Genomic DNA, 18345 nt, shown 5'->3' with positions numbered 1-18345 from the left:
GAAAGATGTATTTAGGCGATGAGGCCGGTGTTATGTGGAGTGGCATTGACTCACTGTTTCCGGTATTTGTTTGGCGTGCATCCAAAGATTCGCTTAAAGCAGTTTGTAAAATAACCCTGTGAGGAAAAGCCGGTATTCTGGGCGATCTCAGCGATGGTGAGGCTGGGATCTTCCGGGAATTCCCGGCTTTTTATGATCCTGCAGGAAATCACTTACATTTTTATTGGAATGCGGGCGCCGGCTTCTGGCAGAAATTCCTTTTTTCTGGTATACTGAATGGAAATAGAAACGCAGAAGAGGAAAGACGGATTTATTTGCTATAAATTGCGAAAAGGGGAAAGGATATGGACAGAAGTATTGATTATGTGATCGCTGTGGCAGAATGCAAAAGTATTTCGCAGGCAGCGGAAATGCTGTATATCAGCCAGCCATCGCTGAGCCGGTACCTTTCAAACCTGGAAAATGAACTGGGAGTCAATCTGTTTGTTCGGACGCTGAATGGAACGGAGCTGACAGCAGCTGGGAAAATTTATCTGGAATATGCAAAAGAAATAAAATTGTTAAAAGAAACGATGAACTCCAAGCTGAAAGAACTGAAAAGAGAAAAGAAGAGCCGGATCCGGATCGGAATGCCATTAAATGCTGCTTCTCTTGCCGCATTTGATGTAGTAAAGGAGGTAGAGAAAAAATACCCGGACTGTGGAGTCGAAATATATAATATTTTCTCAAAAGACATGGAGAAAGCCTTGAAGGAATGGGCATATGACTTTGTGATCGGTCCAATGGCCGACCTTTCAAAAAATGTTGATTATGATCTGATGTACCGTGATTTCTATGTATTGGTAGTGCCGAAACGATATGATCTCGAAACGTATGCGGAATATGGGGAACAGGGATCGTTCCCTGTGATCGATATGAAAAAACTCCCGCCGATGGATTATATTTTTCAGGATGAAACAACATTTGTGAGAAAAGGGATCAACCGGATCCTGGAGAAACAAAAGCTCAGCATTGCTCCCCGTCTGGTCGTGACGAGCAGTACGCTTGCTTTGCAGGCAGCGGAGAATGGATTTGGATGTTGTATTGTATCGACCGGCCATCTGGCCTATCTGAACCAGTCAGCCAATTTAAAGGTCTATCTGATCAAAGGCGAAGAGACTTCCTCCTGCGGCGTGGCTTATCTGCATAACAAAATATTTTCGGAAGAGGAAAAATGCTGCATTGCTCTGATCAGACGTGCGCTCCGGGAAGGTGAAAAGAAGATCATGCAGCGCTTTGGAACATGGGAAATGAAGGAAAGGGAATAGGAATAGATTTTTTGAAGGGGCATAGCATAAAGCTATGCCCCTCTTTCGTTTTGGCATTGGAAAAGATCGGGAGAATGTTTTACAATAAGGACAGATGAAAGATGTCGGCCGACATAAAATCGTAACTATGAGGATACTGAATGATTGTGGGAAATTTAGTAAGAAATTTCAACGAAGGAGGAAATTTTCATGAGTACGACATTAATATGGGCATTTGTATGTCTGATCATTTTTGTGGCGGTACTGGCACACCCGAAACTTCCGAACTGGATGACATTTATCTGCATGGCTCCCGTTGTTTTATTGGCAAAAGTTATGGAGGCAAAAGATATTTATGCGGTGCTTAACAGCTCCAGCCTGCATCTGATGATCATTATCTGTATGTTTTCCGGTATGATCGCAGCAACCGGTCTGGACATCATCATCGGGGATTTCGTGGATCACATGACAAGCTCCCAGACAGGGAAAAAGAAAGAAATGATGATCTTTGCGATCGTGTATCTGGTATCAGGACTGATCTCTACAGTCCTTCAGAACAGTTATGTAGCATTGGCATTCCTTCCGGTTCTCAAGAGTATTGCAAGAAAGAACCGGATCAGCCTTTCCAAACTGGTTTTATTTGTTATTTTTGCAACGACACTTGGCGGCGCGATCACATTGATCGGCACTCCGACGAACGTGTATGCAAACACCGCATTAGAGGAAGCGGGTCTCCAGCTGTTCGGCATGCTTGATTTTGCATGGGTTGGCATTCCGATCTTTATCGTCGGCGGAATTTATATGATCGTAATGAACCGCTGGTGTGCATCTTATGATGATTTTGGCGAAGAGACAGAAGAAAAAGCTCTTACAAGCGGACAGAGAAGAAAACAGATGGTCGTTGGCATCACATTCCTTGTATTTGTAGCAGCACTTGTATTAAAATCCCTGAAGGTGATCTCGATCGATCCGAACTTTATCGGATATGCAATGATCGCAGTTGCAGTTCTGACAACGGTTGTAACACCAAAAGAGGCACTGGAATCTCTGGATTCACAGATGATCCTGTTCTGTGCAGGCATCAACTTAATGATCGCAGTTATGAACCAGAGTGGGCTTGGACAGGTATTTGGCGATATGATCATCAACATTATCGGCGAATCCAAAAACCTGTATCTGATCACCGCAGTTTTATGTATCGGCGCTTCCATTGCGACCTCTTTCATGAATAACATGGCATGCGCAGGAATGCTGGCTCCGGTAGGTATCTCCATTGCAAATGCATTAGGAGCAAACCCACAGGCGATCGTTCTTGCGATTGCAATCGGAGCCGGCTGCTCTTACCTGACACCGATCGCATCAGGAACAAATCAGACCATGATGATCTTTACAAAATTGAAATTCCAGGATTTTGCAAAATTTGGCTGGCCGCTGCTGATCATCTCCTGGATCTTATGTATCGCGATCCTTCCGCAGGTATTCCCATTCTTCTAACAGAGATGGATCGTTAAAAAGGAGAGAGTGACTATGAAAACAGAACTGAGATATTCGTGGCCGTCAGCAGAAGGAGTGAATCCGGAATATATTGTTAATTTTCTGAATGCCTGTGAAAAAGCAGATTCCGAGATCCATGGGATCATGATCGCGAGACATGGAAACGTGATATTTGAAGCTTATAATGCTCCGTATGCAGCAGAGATTCCGCATATCATGCATTCCTTCACGAAGACACTGACCAACACGGCGGTTGCTCTGGCTTATGATGATGGTCTTCTGGATCTGGATAATCCGATCCTGAAGTATTTTCCGGAATATGAGCCGGAAGCAAATGAGTATTTAAAAAAATGTACGATCCGCAATATGATCACCATGCGGAACGGACAGGAGCGCTCCGTCGGCGGCAACGAATGGAGACCTTTAAAGACAAGCTGGAAAGATGCGTATTTTAAAATACCGTTTGATAAGGAGCCTGGGAAAACATTCATGTATTCCAGCGGAAACAGTTACATTTTGTCCTATATCGTGCAAAAACTTACCGGAAAGACATGCCGGGAACTTGTTCAGGAGAGAGTCGGAAAGGAGATCGGTCTGACAGACTTTCCATGGATGCTCAGCCCGGAAGGTGTCTGCTCGGGGGGAAACGGAGTTTCACTCACAACAGGGGACATGCTCCGAATCGGACTGCTTTACCTGAATAAAGGAAAGTGGAACGGAAAACAGCTGATTTCGGAGGAATGGATCGATCATGCGCTCGGATATACAGATCCGTTGGATCCGGTGGATGGACTTCAGTATAACTTCCACTGGGATCATGCCGGAGACATCTGGGCAGCCCGGGGAATGTTCGGGCAGACATGCGGACTTGTTCCGGCTTTAGATATGGTATTTGCCGTCACAGCTGCAGACAGCGGGTATCAGGCGATGAAATTGTTCCAGAAAGAGGTGATCGATCCGGTAAAAGAAAATGATGGAAGGCTGATCACAGACGGGACTATGGATGACGTCCTGAAGCAGAAAGCTCTGCGGATGACATTGGAAGGAAAAAACTGTTCTGTACCGGGACATAAGGAGATCTTGGAGAAAATGACATGGATTCCTGAGAATCATGTGGATGGGATCAGAAAAATAGAACTGTGTCCGACAGAAGACAAGGATCTGATCTATCGGATGGAGGATGACAGAGGAGTCCATGAGGTCCATGCCGGACTGGACCACTGGATCCATGGCACGACGACGATGACGGGAGCTTATCTTCATCATCAGTATGAACAGCCTGTCTCAAAAATCGCAGCGATCGCTTACTGGACAGCTCCGGATGTCCTGATGATGGAATGGAGATATCCGGAAATGGCATTCTGGGATCATGTGACGCTCACATGGGATCATGGAGATGTAAGAATGGATCGGTGGGTGAACATGAATTCGCAGGACTTAAAGAGACCGACCGTTTGTATGAAAGAACAGTAAAAATATAAAGAAAATCCCCCTTTTAGCTGTCGTGACAGGAAAGGGGGATTCCTATATACTGTTGCACCATGAGTGCAGGGAGGTATTGGAATGTACGATGTGATCGCTCTTGGTGAGCTTCTGATCGATTTTGCGGCGAAGGAGACGGATGCGGACGGATATCCGACGATGAAGGCGAATCCGGGCGGAGCGCCGGGAAATTTCCTTGCAGCGTTAAATAAATACGGAATGAAGACGGCATTTCTCGGGAAAGTCGGAGATGATGCCTTTGGAAAGCTCCTCTTAAAGACATTTGAAAAAGCCGGAATTGAGACAAAGGGGATATTGACAGATCCGTCCGTGTTTACGACACTGGCATTTGTGACTTTTTCGCCGGAAGGTGACCGTTCCTTCAGCTTCGCGAGAAAACCGGGAGCGGATACGAGACTGAGCTTTGAGGAGATCGATCTTACCATGATCGATGAGGCATCGGTGTTTCACTTCGGAACCCTGAGTCTTACCGATGATCCGGTCCGCACGGCGACGAAAAAGTGTGTGGAATATGCGAAAGAGCATGGAAAGCTCATCACTTTTGATCCAAACTTAAGACTTCCGCTCTGGGAGACAACGGACGCGGCGAAAGAGCAGATCTTATGGGGGCTGGCTCATGCGGATGTTGTGAAGATCAGCGATGAGGAGGTGGAATTCCTCTGGGGGATCACGGACGAGAAGGAGGCGGCAGAGAAGCTGCTCGACGAGTTTGGGATCTGCCTCGCCATGGTCACTATGGGACCTAAGGGAGCGTATCTTGCAAATCAGAATGGCGCTGCCTATGCGAAGTGCCCCAAGGTAAAGCCCATCGATACGACGGGAGCCGGGGATATCTTCGGAGGAAGCGCGGTGTCCAGACTGTTAAAGACAGGAAAAGCGCCGGAAGAGCTCAGCACGGAAGAACTTGGATTTATCGGTCAGTTCGCCTGCACGGCGGCAAGCATCTCCACGACACAGTCGGGCGGGATTCCGAGTATTCCGGAGGAAGAGACGGTTCTTGACCGGATGTAAAGAAAGACAAATTCGGCTTTTTATGGAAATTCTGCTGTACACATCTTCGGAATCCCGATATAATTCAAATGTCAGGGCAGCAGGTCCAGGCGGGCAGGCTGCAATGACGATATCATGAAGATCGATTATCTGGAGGGTGTTATGACAGACACAAAGGACAAGAAGAGAGAAAAACTTGGAATTCTCTGCTGCACGGCGGGGGCGACGAGCTGGGGACTTTCGGGAACCTGCAGTGAGGCGCTGTTTTCCCAGTATCCGGTAGACACGACGTGGGTGACGGCGGTGAGAATGACATCGGCGGGGATCATATTACTGCTTCTTGCATTTGCGAAGCACAGCCTGAATCTGAAAGAACTTGGAAAAGACAAAAAAGGTCTTATAGAGATCATTCTGTTTGCCATTGCGGGTCTGGCGCTCTGCCAGTACGCGTACCTCAGCGCCATCAAATGGACGAATTCCGGAACCGCAACGGTGATCCAGAATCTATCCATCGTATTTATCGCAGTCTATGTCTGCCTGACCACAAGGACAGCACCGGATAAACGGACCGTATTCTGCATTATTCTGGCGCTGTTTGGTGTCTGGCTTCTCGCCACCGGCGGAAAGCCCGGAAACATGGAGCTCACACCGAGAGGACTCTTCTGGGGACTCATGGCCGGAATCGGCGCGGCAAGCTACTCCCTGCTTTCCAGAGCACCGGTAAAACACCGCGGAAGTATCCCGGTGTCCGGAATGGGGATGTTCATCGGCGGGATCGCCCTGTCCCTGATCGCCCAGAGCTGGAGGATCCCGGCAGGGCTGGACGGACGGGCGATGCTCTATATGGCGGTGATCGTCCTGCTTGGGACTGTCGGTGCGTTTACGTTATTCCTCCAGGGGATCGCTCTGGTAGGCCCCGTAAAAGCGGCACTCCTGTCCTGTCTGGAACCATTGACCGCGGCAACCTTGTCCGTCGTCTGGCTGCACTCCAGCTTTTCTCCGACGGATCTGATCGGGTTTGCGTGTATTCTGGCAACGGTGGTGCTGATGAGGTAGAGAAAAATTACGGGCTTTTTCCGGATGGACGTGTATTTCTGTTATCGTGGACGGTGAGGATCAGGACGGCAGACAGCCGGAACATTTTACATGTTTTAACCGTATGTCCTACCTTTATTTTGCCAGATTTTTACTTTACAATTCCTATGGAAAAATGTTATACTGCTGTGGGCGGAAAAAGATATCTGCACGCAGCAGTTTCCTTTTTTCGCAGAGAATATTTAAAACCAAGAAATTTTACGGAGGTGAATTGCATGGATAGTTGCGATAGTACAGGGCGAAGTACGAAATGCGGTGTGAAAAACAGACAGGCGCAGAATGCGGCTATCAGTGCGATGATGTAACCCTCTGATAGCTGGATTCCAGATTGAGATGTCTCGAGAACACCGCAAGGGAACGGCCTGTCCATCACAGCGATGTATGGTTGGACCCCGCCAGGAATTATCCTGGGCGGTGTTCTTTTTGTTGCCGAAATTAGGCAATTCGATCAGGAGGCGCGAAGATACGCACAGTCCTGATGATAAAAAGTAACTGGACGGATAAAGGACAGTTACAACGGAAAAGGAGGCAGAAATGGAAACAGAAGTTTTAAAAGAACAACATTATGTGGAAGAACTGGTCGAGATCATCCGCAGCGGACTTCCGAAGGAGGAGCTGATCGACCGGTTATCCGATTATCATGATAACGATATCGCGGATGCCCTCACAAAGCTGACGCCGGATGAGAGGCGGGAACTCTATCCGCTGATCGGTGTGGAGCGGGTTGCGGAGATCTTTGCGTACTTAGATGACGCGGAGCCGTACCTGAAGGAGCTTCCGATCGAGAGCGCCGCAAAGATCGTCTCCGAGATGGACTCCGACGATGCGGTGGATGTCCTGGAAGAGATGGATGCGACGACGAAGCATAAGATCGTCGGTATGCTGGATAAGGAAGCCAGCGAGGATGTAAGACTCCTGTTCTCATACGATGAGGATGAGATCGGTAGCCGCATGACTACCAACTTTATTATGATCCACAATAACCTGACGATCCGCCAGGCGATGCGGGAACTGATCGAGCAGGCAGGGGAAAACGACAATATCTCCACGATCTATGTGATCGATGACGAGGATAAATTTTACGGTGCGATCGATCTGAAGGATCTGATCATCGCAAGAGAGTATACGGACCTTGAGGACCTGATCAGCCACTCCTATCCGTATGTCAAGGATCATGAAAAGGTTGCGGACTGTATCGAGCAGATCAAGGATTATGCTGAGGATTCCATCCCGGTACTGCAGGAAGACGGAACGATCGCCGGTATCATCACATCCCAGGATATCGTTGAGGCCGTGGATGATGAGATGGGCGAAGATTACGCGAAATTAGCCGGTTTGACTGCGGAGGAGGATCTGAACGAGAAGCTGACGGAGAGCGTGAAAAAGAGACTTCCGTGGCTTATCATTCTGTTATTCCTGGGCATGGTAGTATCTTCCGTTGTGGGCGCTTTTGAATCTGTCGTTGCGGTGATCCCGATTGTTATGTGTTTCCAGTCCCTGATCCTCGACATGGCAGGAAACGTCGGAACACAGTCTCTGGCTGTTACGATCCGTGTGCTTATGGATGAGGAACTGACTGCAAAGCAGAAGCTTATGCTTGTTGTGAAAGAGATGAAGATCGGTTTCGTGAACGGACTGTTTCTTGGAGTTATGGCGTGGCTTTTCCTCGGAATCTATATCTGCGTGATCAAGGGATATCCGATCCACCATGCGCTGCTTGTCTCCGGTTGTGTCGGAATCGCACTTGTGACAGCGATGGTGATCTCCAGTATGGTCGGCACACTGATCCCGATGTTCTTTAAGAAGATCAACGTAGACCCGGCGGTTGCGTCCGGCCCGCTGATCACGACAGTGAACGACCTTGTCGCAATTGTGGTTTATTATGGACTGGCGATGCTGTTTCTGGTTGATCTGCTGCACGTGACGGGCTGATATCAGATGAAATAAAAATGTGAATAAATATAGAAAAAATGGGCGATCCTAAGGATATCAGGATGGTCCATTTTTTATGCAGCAGGAAATTTCGAGGAATTCTCTGTTACATAAAAAGACACACTCTTTTTTATTCCGGGAATTGCCGATAAATTTATGGTAACGACAACTTTTTTCAATTGAATGTTTTGGCATACGATCCTCTTGAACTGAAAATGATGCTATGATAAAATCATGATGGTTAGAAAAAACTAACCGAAATACTGACTGGCATTTCCTAAACATGTGCCGGTGGTTGATTTCGCAGGTGGACAGATCAATAGATCACGTCGTTTTTCCTGCCTGATCCGGGTGGGAGAGTAATTGGCGTTGATACTCGAAAGGAGCTTATGATGATGAATTATCTGGAAATTGAGAAAGTCATTGGAAGGGAGATCTTAGATTCCCGTGGAAATCCCACGGTTGAGGCGGAAGTATATCTGGCAGACGGAACCATCGGGAGAGGAACCGCGCCGAGCGGTGCATCTACCGGCGAGTTCGAGGCGCTGGAATTAAGAGACGGAGATCAGGCACGTTATGGTGGAAAAGGTGTGACAAAGGCTGTTGAAAATATCAATACAATTATCAACGAGACCCTGACAGGCATGGATGCATCTGATATCTACGCAGTTGACCGTGCCATGATCAAGGCTGACGGAACAAAGGACAAGTCAAGGCTTGGCGCGAACGCGATCCTTGCGGTATCCATCGCCTGCGCGCGTGCCGCAGCCATCTCCTTAGATATTCCGTTATACAGATTCCTCGGTGGAATAGGCGGAAACCGTCTTCCGGTTCCGATGATGAACATTATCAACGGCGGCTGCCATGCACTTTCCTCCGGTCTTGATGTTCAGGAATTTATGATCATGCCGGTCGGTGCTCCGTCCTTCAAGGAGTGCTTAAGATGGTGTGCAGAGGTCTTCCATGCACTGGCTGCGATCTTAAAAGAACGCGGACTTGCAACCTCCGTTGGAGATGAGGGTGGCTTTGCTCCGGCATTGAAGTCTGATGAGGAAGCGATCGAGACGATCCTCGAGGCAGTAAAGAAAGCCGGATATGAGCCGGGCCGTGACTTCAGGATCGCTATGGACGCGGCGTCCTCCGAGTGGAAGACAGGAAAAACCGGAGAGTACAAGCTCCCCAAGGCAGGAACTGTCTATACTTCCGAGCAGCTCATCGAGCACTGGAAAAAGCTTGTTGAGAAATATCCGATTATTTCCATCGAGGATGCCCTTGATGAGGAAGACTGGGAAGGATGGAAAAAGCTGACCGCAGAGCTTGGAACGAAGGTGCAGCTAGTCGGAGATGACCTTTTTGTAACAAACACAGAGAGACTTTCCAAAGGGATCAAGCTCGGCTGCGCAAACTCCATCCTGATCAAGTTAAATCAGATCGGTTCCGTATCTGAGACATTGGAGGCGATCAAGATGGCGCACCGTGCCGGCTACACAGCAATCTCCTCCCATCGCTCCGGTGAGACTGCAGATACGACTATTGCAGACCTCGCCGTAGCTCTCAACACCTGCCAGATCAAGACGGGTGCCCCGTCCAGATCCGAGCGTGTCGCGAAGTATAACCAGCTTCTCAGAATCGAGGAAGAACTCGGAGAGAATGGGGTATATCCGGGAATGGATGCGTTTCATGTAAACTAAGACAGATTTATAATATAAAATAGATATTCTCCAACTAAAACTTAAGATATGATTGCACGAAGAGATCCCCGACGGCTGATGAGGCTATTGGGGGTCTTTTTATGGTGTGAACCCGAAAATCGCAGCCGATAGAGTACCTTGTAGGTTTACAGTTACTGTACACGGGTAGGAATTTTCTGAACTGAAAATTCCGTACAATACAGTGGTGGTAGTGGATTTTGCCGATTCGGAATGCGAAGCATCGGCAAAATCCTGTTACAGTGCGCGGGCATGGAGTGCCCGTGTACTGTAACAGTTTACAGGATTTTAATAATATTTTATGGTCTGGTCCATTGTCTTATTGAAAGGAATATGTTATCTTAGAGCCAGATATAAAGATCAATGTCTTTATTATCTCAGGCAAAGTTTCTATACATCTAAAATTCTAAATTTCTTAGCTGGAAACAGCATCTGATGACTCTTTGCTAAATACCCAATGAAAACAAGCAGGGAGGAATCGGAAAGATCTTCCTGCCGCACACAGGAAAGGAAGATTGAATGAAAGAAAATGGACAGAAACTTGCGTCCTTCAAGGATGCAGGAGTGAATCTGAGTGATTTTGCACTGTTTCTATCGGTGATGAAGTATCCAGAAGCACATGAAAGCGTACTCAGTATTATCATGGATGAACCGGACTTGAAATTGGCGCGGGTCCATGTAGAAGAGGTCGTTCTAAATGCCATAGGAAAAAGGGCAATTCGGCTGGATGCGTGGGCAGAGTCGGAAGACGAGCGCCAATTTGTGACAGAGATGCAGAATGACACCCAGAATGATGATGTTCGCAGGAGATCCAGATTTTATCAGGGCCTACTGGATACACCGATTCTGAAGGCGGGGAAGAAGACGAAATACCGGGAATTACCGTCCACGATCGTCACATTTATTACTCAGGAGGATATTTTCGGACTGGACCGGGCAATGTATACATTTACAGAGCAGTGTGAAGAGATACAGGGACTTCATCTGGGTGATGGAACAAAAAAGATTTTTTTAAATATGTCCAGTAAAAATGGACGGGCAGAACTGGTCAGTCTGCTGCAATATATGAAAAAGAGTGAACTTGACAATCCGGAGATCCTGGTTCGGGATGAGAGAATTATGAATCTGAACCGGATCGTAGAAGAAGTCAAGAAATCGGAAGAGTGGGAGGATGTCAGGATGAGCATTTATTCGGTTGGAGTAGAAGATGGAATAGAACGAGGGGAACATCAGGCAACACTTGAAATGATTTTACGTTTGCTAAAAGAAAAAGGAAGAGTATCAGCGACTCTTGAAAAGAAAATCCGTGACGAGGCGGATAAGGAACACTTGTATTGTCTGGTAAAGTTAGCTGCGAAAGCGGGTTCTGTTAAAGAATTTGAAAAGCTGATGAATGAATAGTCTTACTTTGGGACGTATTTCAAATGAATCATCTTCGTTCGACTGTGATGGTTTTATTATACTATAAATACCCAAAGATAAGAAGCAACGGGTCAGTAAAAAAGCAGATATATCCATACCTGATTTTTTACTAATATCCAAAGATCATAAAGAACCAAAGAATGGAATGGCAGATCGGTCTTTTATTTATGCGAGGAACGTTTAGACAAGCCGTGATGAGATTCTATGCATTAGAAATCCGCCCACTATCATTGAAAGAACATACAGCAGATTTCCACAGAAGATACCGAGCGCACAGGCAATCTGGTGGAAAACCGGCTGCGAGGATGGGTGGAATGGGGATATGTAGAACATGTCGGCATCAGCGGTGGGACCTGCGGCGATGTTGATCACGCAGGCGATCAGGCAGCAGAGGAGAAAGAACGGGAGAATTTCCAGATAGTCCCGCCGTGTATGTCCGGCACTGCCTGACATACAGGATAAAAGCCCCAAAAGGAGCAGGATAAAATGCCAGATAAACCCGTGCAGCGTCATCGTCCAGTACGGATGCATGAGCCCCGGCGGAACGGCCAGAGCCATGATTCCACCAAGCAGACCGAAGTCCTGGAGAAAAGTTGCGGCGCGGCGGAGTGTCTGTTCGGAGCGCAGGAGCGGTGCTGCCAGGCAGATGTACATGGGGACGCTGCAGAGCTGGAATGGAAAGTACCACCAGTCGAAGTGGCTGTCAAACTCGATGACATATAAAAATGCCTGCTTATAGAGCTCCATGAGCGAGAGGAGCACCCCGCAGGAAAAGAGAATACGGCGAAAATACGGTTCGGGAGCTGATGTGGACCGTATTTTTTTGCTGAAGATCCGGGCAAAAAAGACCGCAAGTCCTGCGCCGAACAGTGTCAGAAGAATATGAAAGGCGGAATAGGGCGCCGGGGGCGTCATCGGCCATGCGGTCACGCGCAGGATGGATTCGAAAAAAGCGTACATAAATAAAGAAACCTTCTTTCAAAGTTAAAATTCGCAGGTAAAGAAAAATATTGTATGCCGGAGTGTATACAAAGTTAAAATACGCTGTAAGATGGAAAGCGCGGTGTTGTGTTTTAAAGCACCTGTACTGAGCTAAATATTAGTGCGGATTTCTGGTTATGTCAAATGAAATACTGTCATGCACAGGACATTGTCAAAACGGTCAGCCGGTCATTATGTATTTTCCTCCGGTCTGCGGGGCAAATACATGGAATACATGGAATGACTGAACACTTACTGGAAATGTCAGATGGGATATGATAAGATAAAAGAAAACTGCGGGGAGTGCGTATGGTGACAGGCGGCGGAGAAAAACGATTTCATGACCAGATATCATGGCTGATGTTTCTATTCAGCATATTTGTGATCTGGGTCCACTCTTATAATGTGGATCTGTTTTCCGGTGGGGCGCGGGATGGGATATGGAGTCTTGCGGACCGGATCGAAAATTTCGTGTCGGTGGGACTGGGACAAATCGCCGTTCCGGGCTTTTTCCTGCTGTCCTCCTACCTGTTTTTCCGGAATTTTTCCTGGGGGAAGCTGACCGGAAAATGGAAGAGCCGGATCTTCAGCGTCCTGATCCCTTATGTAGTCTGGAATATCATCTACTATCTGGGCTATATGGCAACATCCCGGTTTCTCGCCATACGATCCGTGGTCGGACGTGACATCATTCCATTTTCCGTGCAGGAGATCTGGCGGGCGGTCTCACAGTATGCGTATGCGCCGATCTTCTGGTATCTTTATCAGCTGATCTTCCTGATCATCGTGTCACCGCTGATCTACGCACTTGTTAAGAATCGGGCGATCGGTCTTTTCTGGATCGTGGGACTTGTATTTGCGGTTCATCTCCATCTGGATATGCGCCATCCGAATACGGACGCCCTGCTTTACTATTCGGTTGCTGCATACTTTGCAGTCCATCGGCGCGGGCTGGTGGAGAGAAGCATGGAGGAGGAAACAGCCGGGTGGAAGGAAGATCATGGAACGAAAGAAAAGAAAGCTGCTCCAGAGGACAAAGATGGAAATACAGCCAGTGGCATTCCGGACCATGTGAGAAGGCGCTGTTTTGCAGAAGGTCTGGCAGGAGTCGTGATTTCTGTATTCTGTTACCGGAGGATGATGGCACCTGAAGCAGCCGTCCTCTGGACCTGCTTTTATCGTATGGCTGTGCCGATGACGTGCTGGGCTTTTGCCTGCGGAGTGCGTCTTCCGAAGATCCGTCCATGGATGCGCCAGAGCATGTTCCTTTATGCGATCCATTTTATCGTCGTACGATTCGTAAACAAAGGAATAGCTGTTGCGGCAAGACAGCTTGCCGGATCTGTATCCGCTGCGGGAATCGCGTTGATTGTTTATTTCCTGCTTCCGGCGATCGCCGTGATGGTTTCTTACATCCTCGCCAAATTCCTTGTCCGCTTCCTGCCGGGAGTGTGGAGAGTGCTGTCGGGAGGGCGGAAGTTGGAAGGATAGGGGGAATAAGAACTGCAAAAAATCCGTTACTGTCGGCGTACCGCATGGACAGCAGCATGTAAAATTCAAGTGTTCTTTTTTGTAAAAAATGCTAATAGTATTTCGATAAGAAATCCACTATACTATCAGTGAAAGAGTTAATCTTTCCTTCGCAGATGAGACGAGTGACGGTTCTGACTCGTCGGTAAAATAAAAAGTGACCGAGCGATGAGACGAGTGACGGTTCCGACTCGTCGGTAAAATAAAAAGTGACCGAGCGAAGAATCTTTGAGGGAGGAGAAATCCTCCCTTTTCTATACTAGTCTATTTTTCTTAGGGGATTCTTACCATGAATACATCAATTGAATTTTGTATAAAGAAATTAAGCAAAAAATTTTATCAGAGGTATCCATCTAAAATGTATGAGGAAATTCTAAGTAAAGAGGATAGACCATATTCATGTCTTCTTGTTAAACAACATGGATACTTGATATGTGTACCGTTTCGGACTGAAATACGTCATAAATATGCGTATCATTTCCAAGCATCGCAAAGATCGAGAAAGCACCATTCTGGGCTGGATTTTACAAAGGCGGTAATTGTCGCCAATCAAGAATTTATAAACGAGGATATCGCTATTGTTGATCAGGACGAATACAAAGAAGTTATATATAATATTGAAAAGATAGTAGAATCTGTGATAAAATTTGTTGATGATTATGTCGAACATATAAAAGGAATAAAAAAACTTCATGAAAGAGAATTTGAGCGTCGATATCATTTTTCATCATAAAAGTACTTTGAGAGAGAATTGGGACTCGGTCAGAAAAAAGAATCGGAGGAAGAGAGTATGCTGAGAGATAACGTAAAAAAATACTATCTGGAACAGGATTACAATTGTGCGGAGACGATCTTAAGATGTATTGACGAGGAATACGGGATCGGTCTTACGGAAGATGATTTCAAGCTGGTCAGTGCGTTTGGCGGCGGCATGGGATGCGGCTCCTCTTGCGGTGCATTATGCGGCGCAATGGCAGCGCTGGGACGGCTGACGGTAAAGACCCGTGCCCATGCAACCGATGGTTTTAAGGATACATGCGCGGACCTTGTAGATGAATTCCGAAAGAAGCTTGGAAACACAGACTGCTCAGAGCTGGTAAAGATCTATAAGAAAGACGATGTGCGCTGTCTGGAAACCGTCTGTCTGGCGGCAGATGTATTTGAAGAGTTCTATAATACATTAATTGTAGAAAGTGAAAAATAACCTGGAAAATCAAGAAAAAAGCCCCAAAGCCTTGTAAACTGTTGATATAAACAGCTTACAGGGCTTTTTCTTATGTAACAGGAAATTCTGATGGGACGTCCTGTTGGACAAAAAGGTATTAACATACCACCAAAGATGCATCTTCTTTTTTTAATTTTAAATGTTATTAAAAAAAGAAAAAAGAAATATTGACCTTTTTTTCAGATTCCTCTATACTGGTCATATAAAATAATGATGTTATATAACGTATTTAACGAAAGGAGAAATTAAATGATTAAACACACGGTGATCAATGCGGAGCTTGGATATGCGCTGGCGACAGCGAGACATAAGGATGCGATCGTGATCTGTGACGCGAATATGCCAATTCCGGATGGATGTAATGTGATCGATGTCTCTCTCGTGCGGGGAGTTCCGACGCTGGTGCAGACGATGTGCGCGATCCTGAATGATCTGGTTGCGGAGCGCTATGAAGTATTTGAGCTGATGCTGCAGTACAATGATGCGATGTATCAGAAGATCCAGTCTCTCGTGCCTCAGCTTCCGGGCGGAACGATCAGCCAGGAGCGCCTGATGGAGACAATGAAAAATGCTAAGGCAGTAGTGCGGACTGGAGATTTTGGCAGCTGCTGTACAATGGTTTTATATTCCACGTCCGGAAGGGACAAGTATGTAACACAGTTTAACTGTGATTTTCCAATGCAGGAGTAAAGTGGGGAGGAAAAATGATGGCGGAGAAGACTTGTGTTAAGGTTTTGGTGGAGGAAAATGGGGAACATGGCTTTGACTCTTACCGTGTCCCGGGAATCGTTACGGCTTCCAACGGGGATCTGCTTCTGGCATATGAGGGCAGGGAAGCCGGAGGAAACCGCAGAACTTTATTCTTCAGGAGATATCAGATAAAGGACGGACAGCCGCAGCCCGCAGGAGAGCGGATCACAATGGTATCGCCGAAAGGGGAAGAGCTTCTTCATAATCCCTTGCTGATCGCAGCGCCGGAGGGAAGAGTATATTTCTTCTGGTGTCAGGATTATCAAAGACTGTTTCTTAGGGAAAGCCATGATAATGGGGAAACATTTGGGGAGGAGCGCGAGCTGACTTCTCTGATCGATGGTTTCCGGAAAGAATGGCCGGTGACGCTGTGGGCCATTGCTCCGGGCCATGGAATCTGCAAAAAAGACGGAACTCTGATATTGCCGCTGTGGCTGAGCCGTGGAGAGAATGCGCATCTCCCGGCCTGCTTTGCCTGCCTTTCCAGCGATGACTGGGGCGGGACGTGGCACTGCAGCAATACGGTTCCAGCGGAGAATGGGATCGGTGATCCAACCGAAAGCTCCGTGGCGGAGCGGAGTGACGGAACTCTGCTTGCCACCATGCGCCATGAGATCCCGGGAGTGCGGAGAAGAGCGTTCTGTGAGAGCAAAAAAACGGAGAAAGGACAGGATGCGGTCCAGTGGGGAGCTCCATGGCTGAACGAAAAACTTCCGGATCCGATCTGCGGCGGAGCTTTGCTCACACTTCCAGACGGACAGATGGCCTTTGTCAACTGCGCTTACGGAGATGAACCGGCACTGGAGCGTCAGAAAAACGGCGAGGCGGTCCGGTGGAGTCTTGACGCCCGTCAGAAACTGACGATCCGCATCAGTGTAGATGATGGAAAAAACTGGGACGATGGTTTCCTTCTGGCAGAAGAGGGCGGGGCGTCTGACCTGGCGGGAACAGGTCCGGTGTACTGCTTCTATGAGGAAGGATGGCAGGACGGTAACTGTATTTTTAACAGGAGGTTACTGCTGGCATCTGTTCCATTGGAGGTTTTATGATGAGACGCGAGAGGGCCGCTGGAATAAACAGCGGCTCTCACTATACGGTTCTGTTTTTTTCTGCATACTTTATTTACTATGCCGCATACTGCATATTTTCCAGCTATACGGTCCTGTTTTTGACGGAACGCGCCTACAGCGCCACGGTCTGCGGAATCATCACCAGCCTGACATTTCTGGCAAATCTTCTGATGGAGCCGGTGGGCGGTTATATCACGGACACATTTCTTCCAACAAGGCGGTATCTTCTTCTGCTTATCGGAATGATCTCAGCACTGTGTATCTTCTGTACAAAATATATGGACCAGCCCTGGATCATGCTTCCTGGGATGGTCCTGTCTGCCGGGATCGTTTACCCGTTCAGTCAGCTGATGGATGCCTGGGTCGATATCAGCCGGGAAAAACAGCCGGATCTGATCTACAGCCGGGTTCGTGCCGGCGGGTCCATCGGGTATGCGGTGATGTCGGTGATTGGTGGATATTATTTTAAACACAGAGGCTGGGATGGCTATTTTCTCGTACAAATGGTGATATTTCTCTTCATGATCCCATGTCTCCTTCTTCTTCCAGATACCAGTCTCGGGAATCGCCGGAAACAGGAGGAGAAAGAGAAAAGTCTCTCCTTTTTCCAGGCATTTCATACTTTGGTGCAGAACCGTCGTTTCCTGTTCTGGCTGGGAATCATCACATTTTACTGGTTCAGCCACCGTCTGGTGGGAAGCTTTCTCTCCCTGATCATCGTGGAACTGGGCGGAGATGCGGAGACATATGGAAATGTCTGTGGGGCAGGAGCGGCAGTGGAGTTTGCAGGTCTTATGCTGCTGGCTTTTGCATGGAAAAAGAAGAATTCCCATGCTCTTTTGGGAATGGCGATCGCCCTGATCACAAATCTCCTCAGACCGTTCTGCTTTCTGCTGTTTTCCGGTACATGGGCCCTTTATCTGGGACAGATGCTGCAGTGTGCTAGTTTTGCGTTCTACATGAGTGTCAGCGTGGAGTGCTTTGCGGAGGCGGCGGATGAGCGCTTGCGCAGCTTCAGTATTTCAATGGGACTGACCGTCAGCAGTGTGGTGGGAACAGTCCTTGCAAACCTGGTGGGAGGCAGACTGTGCGATATGTTCCATCCGGGGATCCTGATTCTGGTTAGCTTTGCTCTGGGATTCCTGAATTCAGCTGTATTTTTTGCAGAACGGTTATACCACAGTATGGAAAAACATGGCTGAAGAATTGTAAAAATTACATTACTGTACACGTGGTATGCATTTTCTGAACTAAAAATAAAAAAGAATAGAAAAATGTTGATTGTTCACAATTTATTTATACTGAATCATATAAAGTCATGATGTTACATGATGTATTGTATAAACATGAAATCAAAT

16 protein-coding genes are annotated in these 18345 nt (G+C 47.3%); 14 read left to right on the top strand and 2 right to left on the bottom strand.

Annotation, left to right across the window (positions count from 1 at the left end; genetic code table 11):
* Positions 1-50: 50 nt before the first annotated feature.
* Positions 51-212, bottom strand: a complete 162-nt coding sequence (locus DWY93_RS12720; protein ID WP_117470459.1) for a helix-turn-helix domain-containing protein — start codon at positions 210-212, stop codon at positions 51-53.
* Between the two features lie 132 nt (positions 213-344).
* Here DWY93_RS12720 and DWY93_RS12715 point away from each other — a divergent pair, with 132 nt between their 5' ends.
* The 8 genes from DWY93_RS12715 to DWY93_RS12680 all read left to right on the top strand — a co-directional run bounded on the left by DWY93_RS12715 (position 345) and on the right by DWY93_RS12680 (position 11410).
* Positions 345-1307, top strand: a complete 963-nt coding sequence (locus tag DWY93_RS12715) for a LysR family transcriptional regulator (protein ID WP_015552488.1) — start codon at positions 345-347, stop codon at positions 1305-1307.
* Positions 1308-1496: 189 nt separating this feature from the next.
* Complete coding sequence (locus DWY93_RS12710; RefSeq protein WP_015552489.1) at positions 1497-2780, top strand: SLC13 family permease; 1284 nt, start codon at positions 1497-1499, stop codon at positions 2778-2780.
* A 33-nt stretch (positions 2781-2813) separates the two neighbouring features.
* Positions 2814-4253, top strand: a complete 1440-nt coding sequence (locus DWY93_RS12705) for a serine hydrolase (RefSeq protein WP_117470458.1) — start codon at positions 2814-2816, stop codon at positions 4251-4253.
* Positions 4254-4343: 90 nt separating this feature from the next.
* The gene (locus tag DWY93_RS12700) at positions 4344-5294 is read left to right on the top strand and encodes a carbohydrate kinase (RefSeq protein ID WP_117470457.1); all 951 of its coding nucleotides are present in this window, start codon (positions 4344-4346) and stop codon (positions 5292-5294) included.
* 141 nt (positions 5295-5435) lie between these two features.
* Entirely contained in the window at positions 5436-6329 is an 894-nt protein-coding gene (locus DWY93_RS12695) for an EamA family transporter (protein ID WP_181968544.1), read from the top strand.
* A gap of 573 nt (positions 6330-6902) precedes the next feature.
* Positions 6903-8300, top strand: a complete 1398-nt coding sequence (gene mgtE / locus DWY93_RS12690) for a magnesium transporter (protein WP_117470455.1) — start codon at positions 6903-6905, stop codon at positions 8298-8300.
* A gap of 395 nt (positions 8301-8695) precedes the next feature.
* A complete protein-coding gene (eno, locus tag DWY93_RS12685) occupies positions 8696-9991 on the top strand; it encodes a phosphopyruvate hydratase (protein ID WP_117470454.1) in 1296 nt (431 codons plus the stop codon).
* A 537-nt stretch (positions 9992-10528) separates the two neighbouring features.
* Positions 10529-11410, top strand: coding sequence for a hypothetical protein (locus DWY93_RS12680; RefSeq protein ID WP_242990618.1), 882 nt, complete (start codon positions 10529-10531; stop codon positions 11408-11410).
* Positions 11411-11611: 201 nt separating this feature from the next.
* Here the strand turns inward: DWY93_RS12680 and DWY93_RS12675 are convergent, their stop codons facing one another.
* Positions 11612-12391: a YwaF family protein gene (locus tag DWY93_RS12675; protein WP_117470453.1), complete on the bottom strand. Its 780-nt coding sequence runs from the start codon at positions 12389-12391 to the stop codon at positions 11612-11614.
* A gap of 330 nt (positions 12392-12721) precedes the next feature.
* Here DWY93_RS12675 and DWY93_RS12670 point away from each other — a divergent pair, with 330 nt between their 5' ends.
* The 6 genes from DWY93_RS12670 to DWY93_RS12645 all read left to right on the top strand — a co-directional run bounded on the left by DWY93_RS12670 (position 12722) and on the right by DWY93_RS12645 (position 18189).
* Positions 12722-13903 carry an acyltransferase gene (locus DWY93_RS12670; RefSeq protein WP_117472468.1) on the top strand — a complete coding sequence of 394 codons (1182 nt, stop codon included), beginning with the start codon at positions 12722-12724 and terminating at the stop codon, positions 13901-13903.
* 328 nt (positions 13904-14231) lie between these two features.
* Positions 14232-14675 (top strand): hypothetical protein, encoded by a 444-nt coding sequence (locus DWY93_RS12665; protein WP_117472466.1) that lies wholly within the window; start codon positions 14232-14234, stop codon positions 14673-14675.
* Between the two features lie 57 nt (positions 14676-14732).
* Positions 14733-15146 (top strand): C-GCAxxG-C-C family (seleno)protein, encoded by a 414-nt coding sequence (locus DWY93_RS12660; RefSeq protein WP_117472464.1) that lies wholly within the window; start codon positions 14733-14735, stop codon positions 15144-15146.
* Positions 15147-15416: 270 nt separating this feature from the next.
* Entirely contained in the window at positions 15417-15857 is a 441-nt protein-coding gene (locus tag DWY93_RS12655) for an RbsD/FucU family protein (protein WP_117472462.1), read from the top strand.
* Between the two features lie 17 nt (positions 15858-15874).
* Positions 15875-16966 (top strand): sialidase family protein, encoded by a 1092-nt coding sequence (locus DWY93_RS12650; protein ID WP_117472460.1) that lies wholly within the window; start codon positions 15875-15877, stop codon positions 16964-16966.
* Positions 16963-18189, top strand: a complete 1227-nt coding sequence (locus tag DWY93_RS12645; RefSeq protein WP_117472458.1) for an MFS transporter — start codon at positions 16963-16965, stop codon at positions 18187-18189. The genes DWY93_RS12650 and DWY93_RS12645 overlap by 4 nt, the downstream gene beginning before the upstream one ends.
* Positions 18190-18345: the final 156 nt, after the last annotated feature.

It is taken from the genome of Clostridium sp. AF28-12, assembly GCF_003435225.1.
Lineage (GTDB): Bacteria > Bacillota > Clostridia > Lachnospirales > Lachnospiraceae > Pilosibacter > Pilosibacter fragilis.
This window is presented reverse-complemented; position numbering and strand designations above follow the sequence as displayed.

Coding starts and splice junctions, on each gene's coding strand:
- DWY93_RS12715 (WP_015552488.1), top strand. CDS start 345: ATGGACAGAAGTATTGATTATGTGATCGCTGTGGCAGAATGCAAAAGT.
- DWY93_RS12710 (WP_015552489.1), top strand. CDS start 1,497: ATGAGTACGACATTAATATGGGCATTTGTATGTCTGATCATTTTTGTG.
- DWY93_RS12705 (WP_117470458.1), top strand. CDS start 2,814: ATGAAAACAGAACTGAGATATTCGTGGCCGTCAGCAGAAGGAGTGAAT.
- DWY93_RS12700 (WP_117470457.1), top strand. CDS start 4,344: ATGTACGATGTGATCGCTCTTGGTGAGCTTCTGATCGATTTTGCGGCG.
- DWY93_RS12695 (WP_181968544.1), top strand. CDS start 5,436: ATGACAGACACAAAGGACAAGAAGAGAGAAAAACTTGGAATTCTCTGC.
- mgtE (WP_117470455.1), top strand. CDS start 6,903: ATGGAAACAGAAGTTTTAAAAGAACAACATTATGTGGAAGAACTGGTC.
- eno (WP_117470454.1), top strand. CDS start 8,696: ATGAATTATCTGGAAATTGAGAAAGTCATTGGAAGGGAGATCTTAGAT.
- DWY93_RS12680 (WP_242990618.1), top strand. CDS start 10,529: ATGAAAGAAAATGGACAGAAACTTGCGTCCTTCAAGGATGCAGGAGTG.
- DWY93_RS12675 (WP_117470453.1), bottom strand. CDS start 12,391: ATGTACGCTTTTTTCGAATCCATCCTGCGCGTGACCGCATGGCCGATG.
- DWY93_RS12670 (WP_117472468.1), top strand. CDS start 12,722: ATGGTGACAGGCGGCGGAGAAAAACGATTTCATGACCAGATATCATGG.
- DWY93_RS12665 (WP_117472466.1), top strand. CDS start 14,232: ATGAATACATCAATTGAATTTTGTATAAAGAAATTAAGCAAAAAATTT.
- DWY93_RS12660 (WP_117472464.1), top strand. CDS start 14,733: ATGCTGAGAGATAACGTAAAAAAATACTATCTGGAACAGGATTACAAT.
- DWY93_RS12655 (WP_117472462.1), top strand. CDS start 15,417: ATGATTAAACACACGGTGATCAATGCGGAGCTTGGATATGCGCTGGCG.
- DWY93_RS12650 (WP_117472460.1), top strand. CDS start 15,875: ATGGCGGAGAAGACTTGTGTTAAGGTTTTGGTGGAGGAAAATGGGGAA.
- DWY93_RS12645 (WP_117472458.1), top strand. CDS start 16,963: ATGATGAGACGCGAGAGGGCCGCTGGAATAAACAGCGGCTCTCACTAT.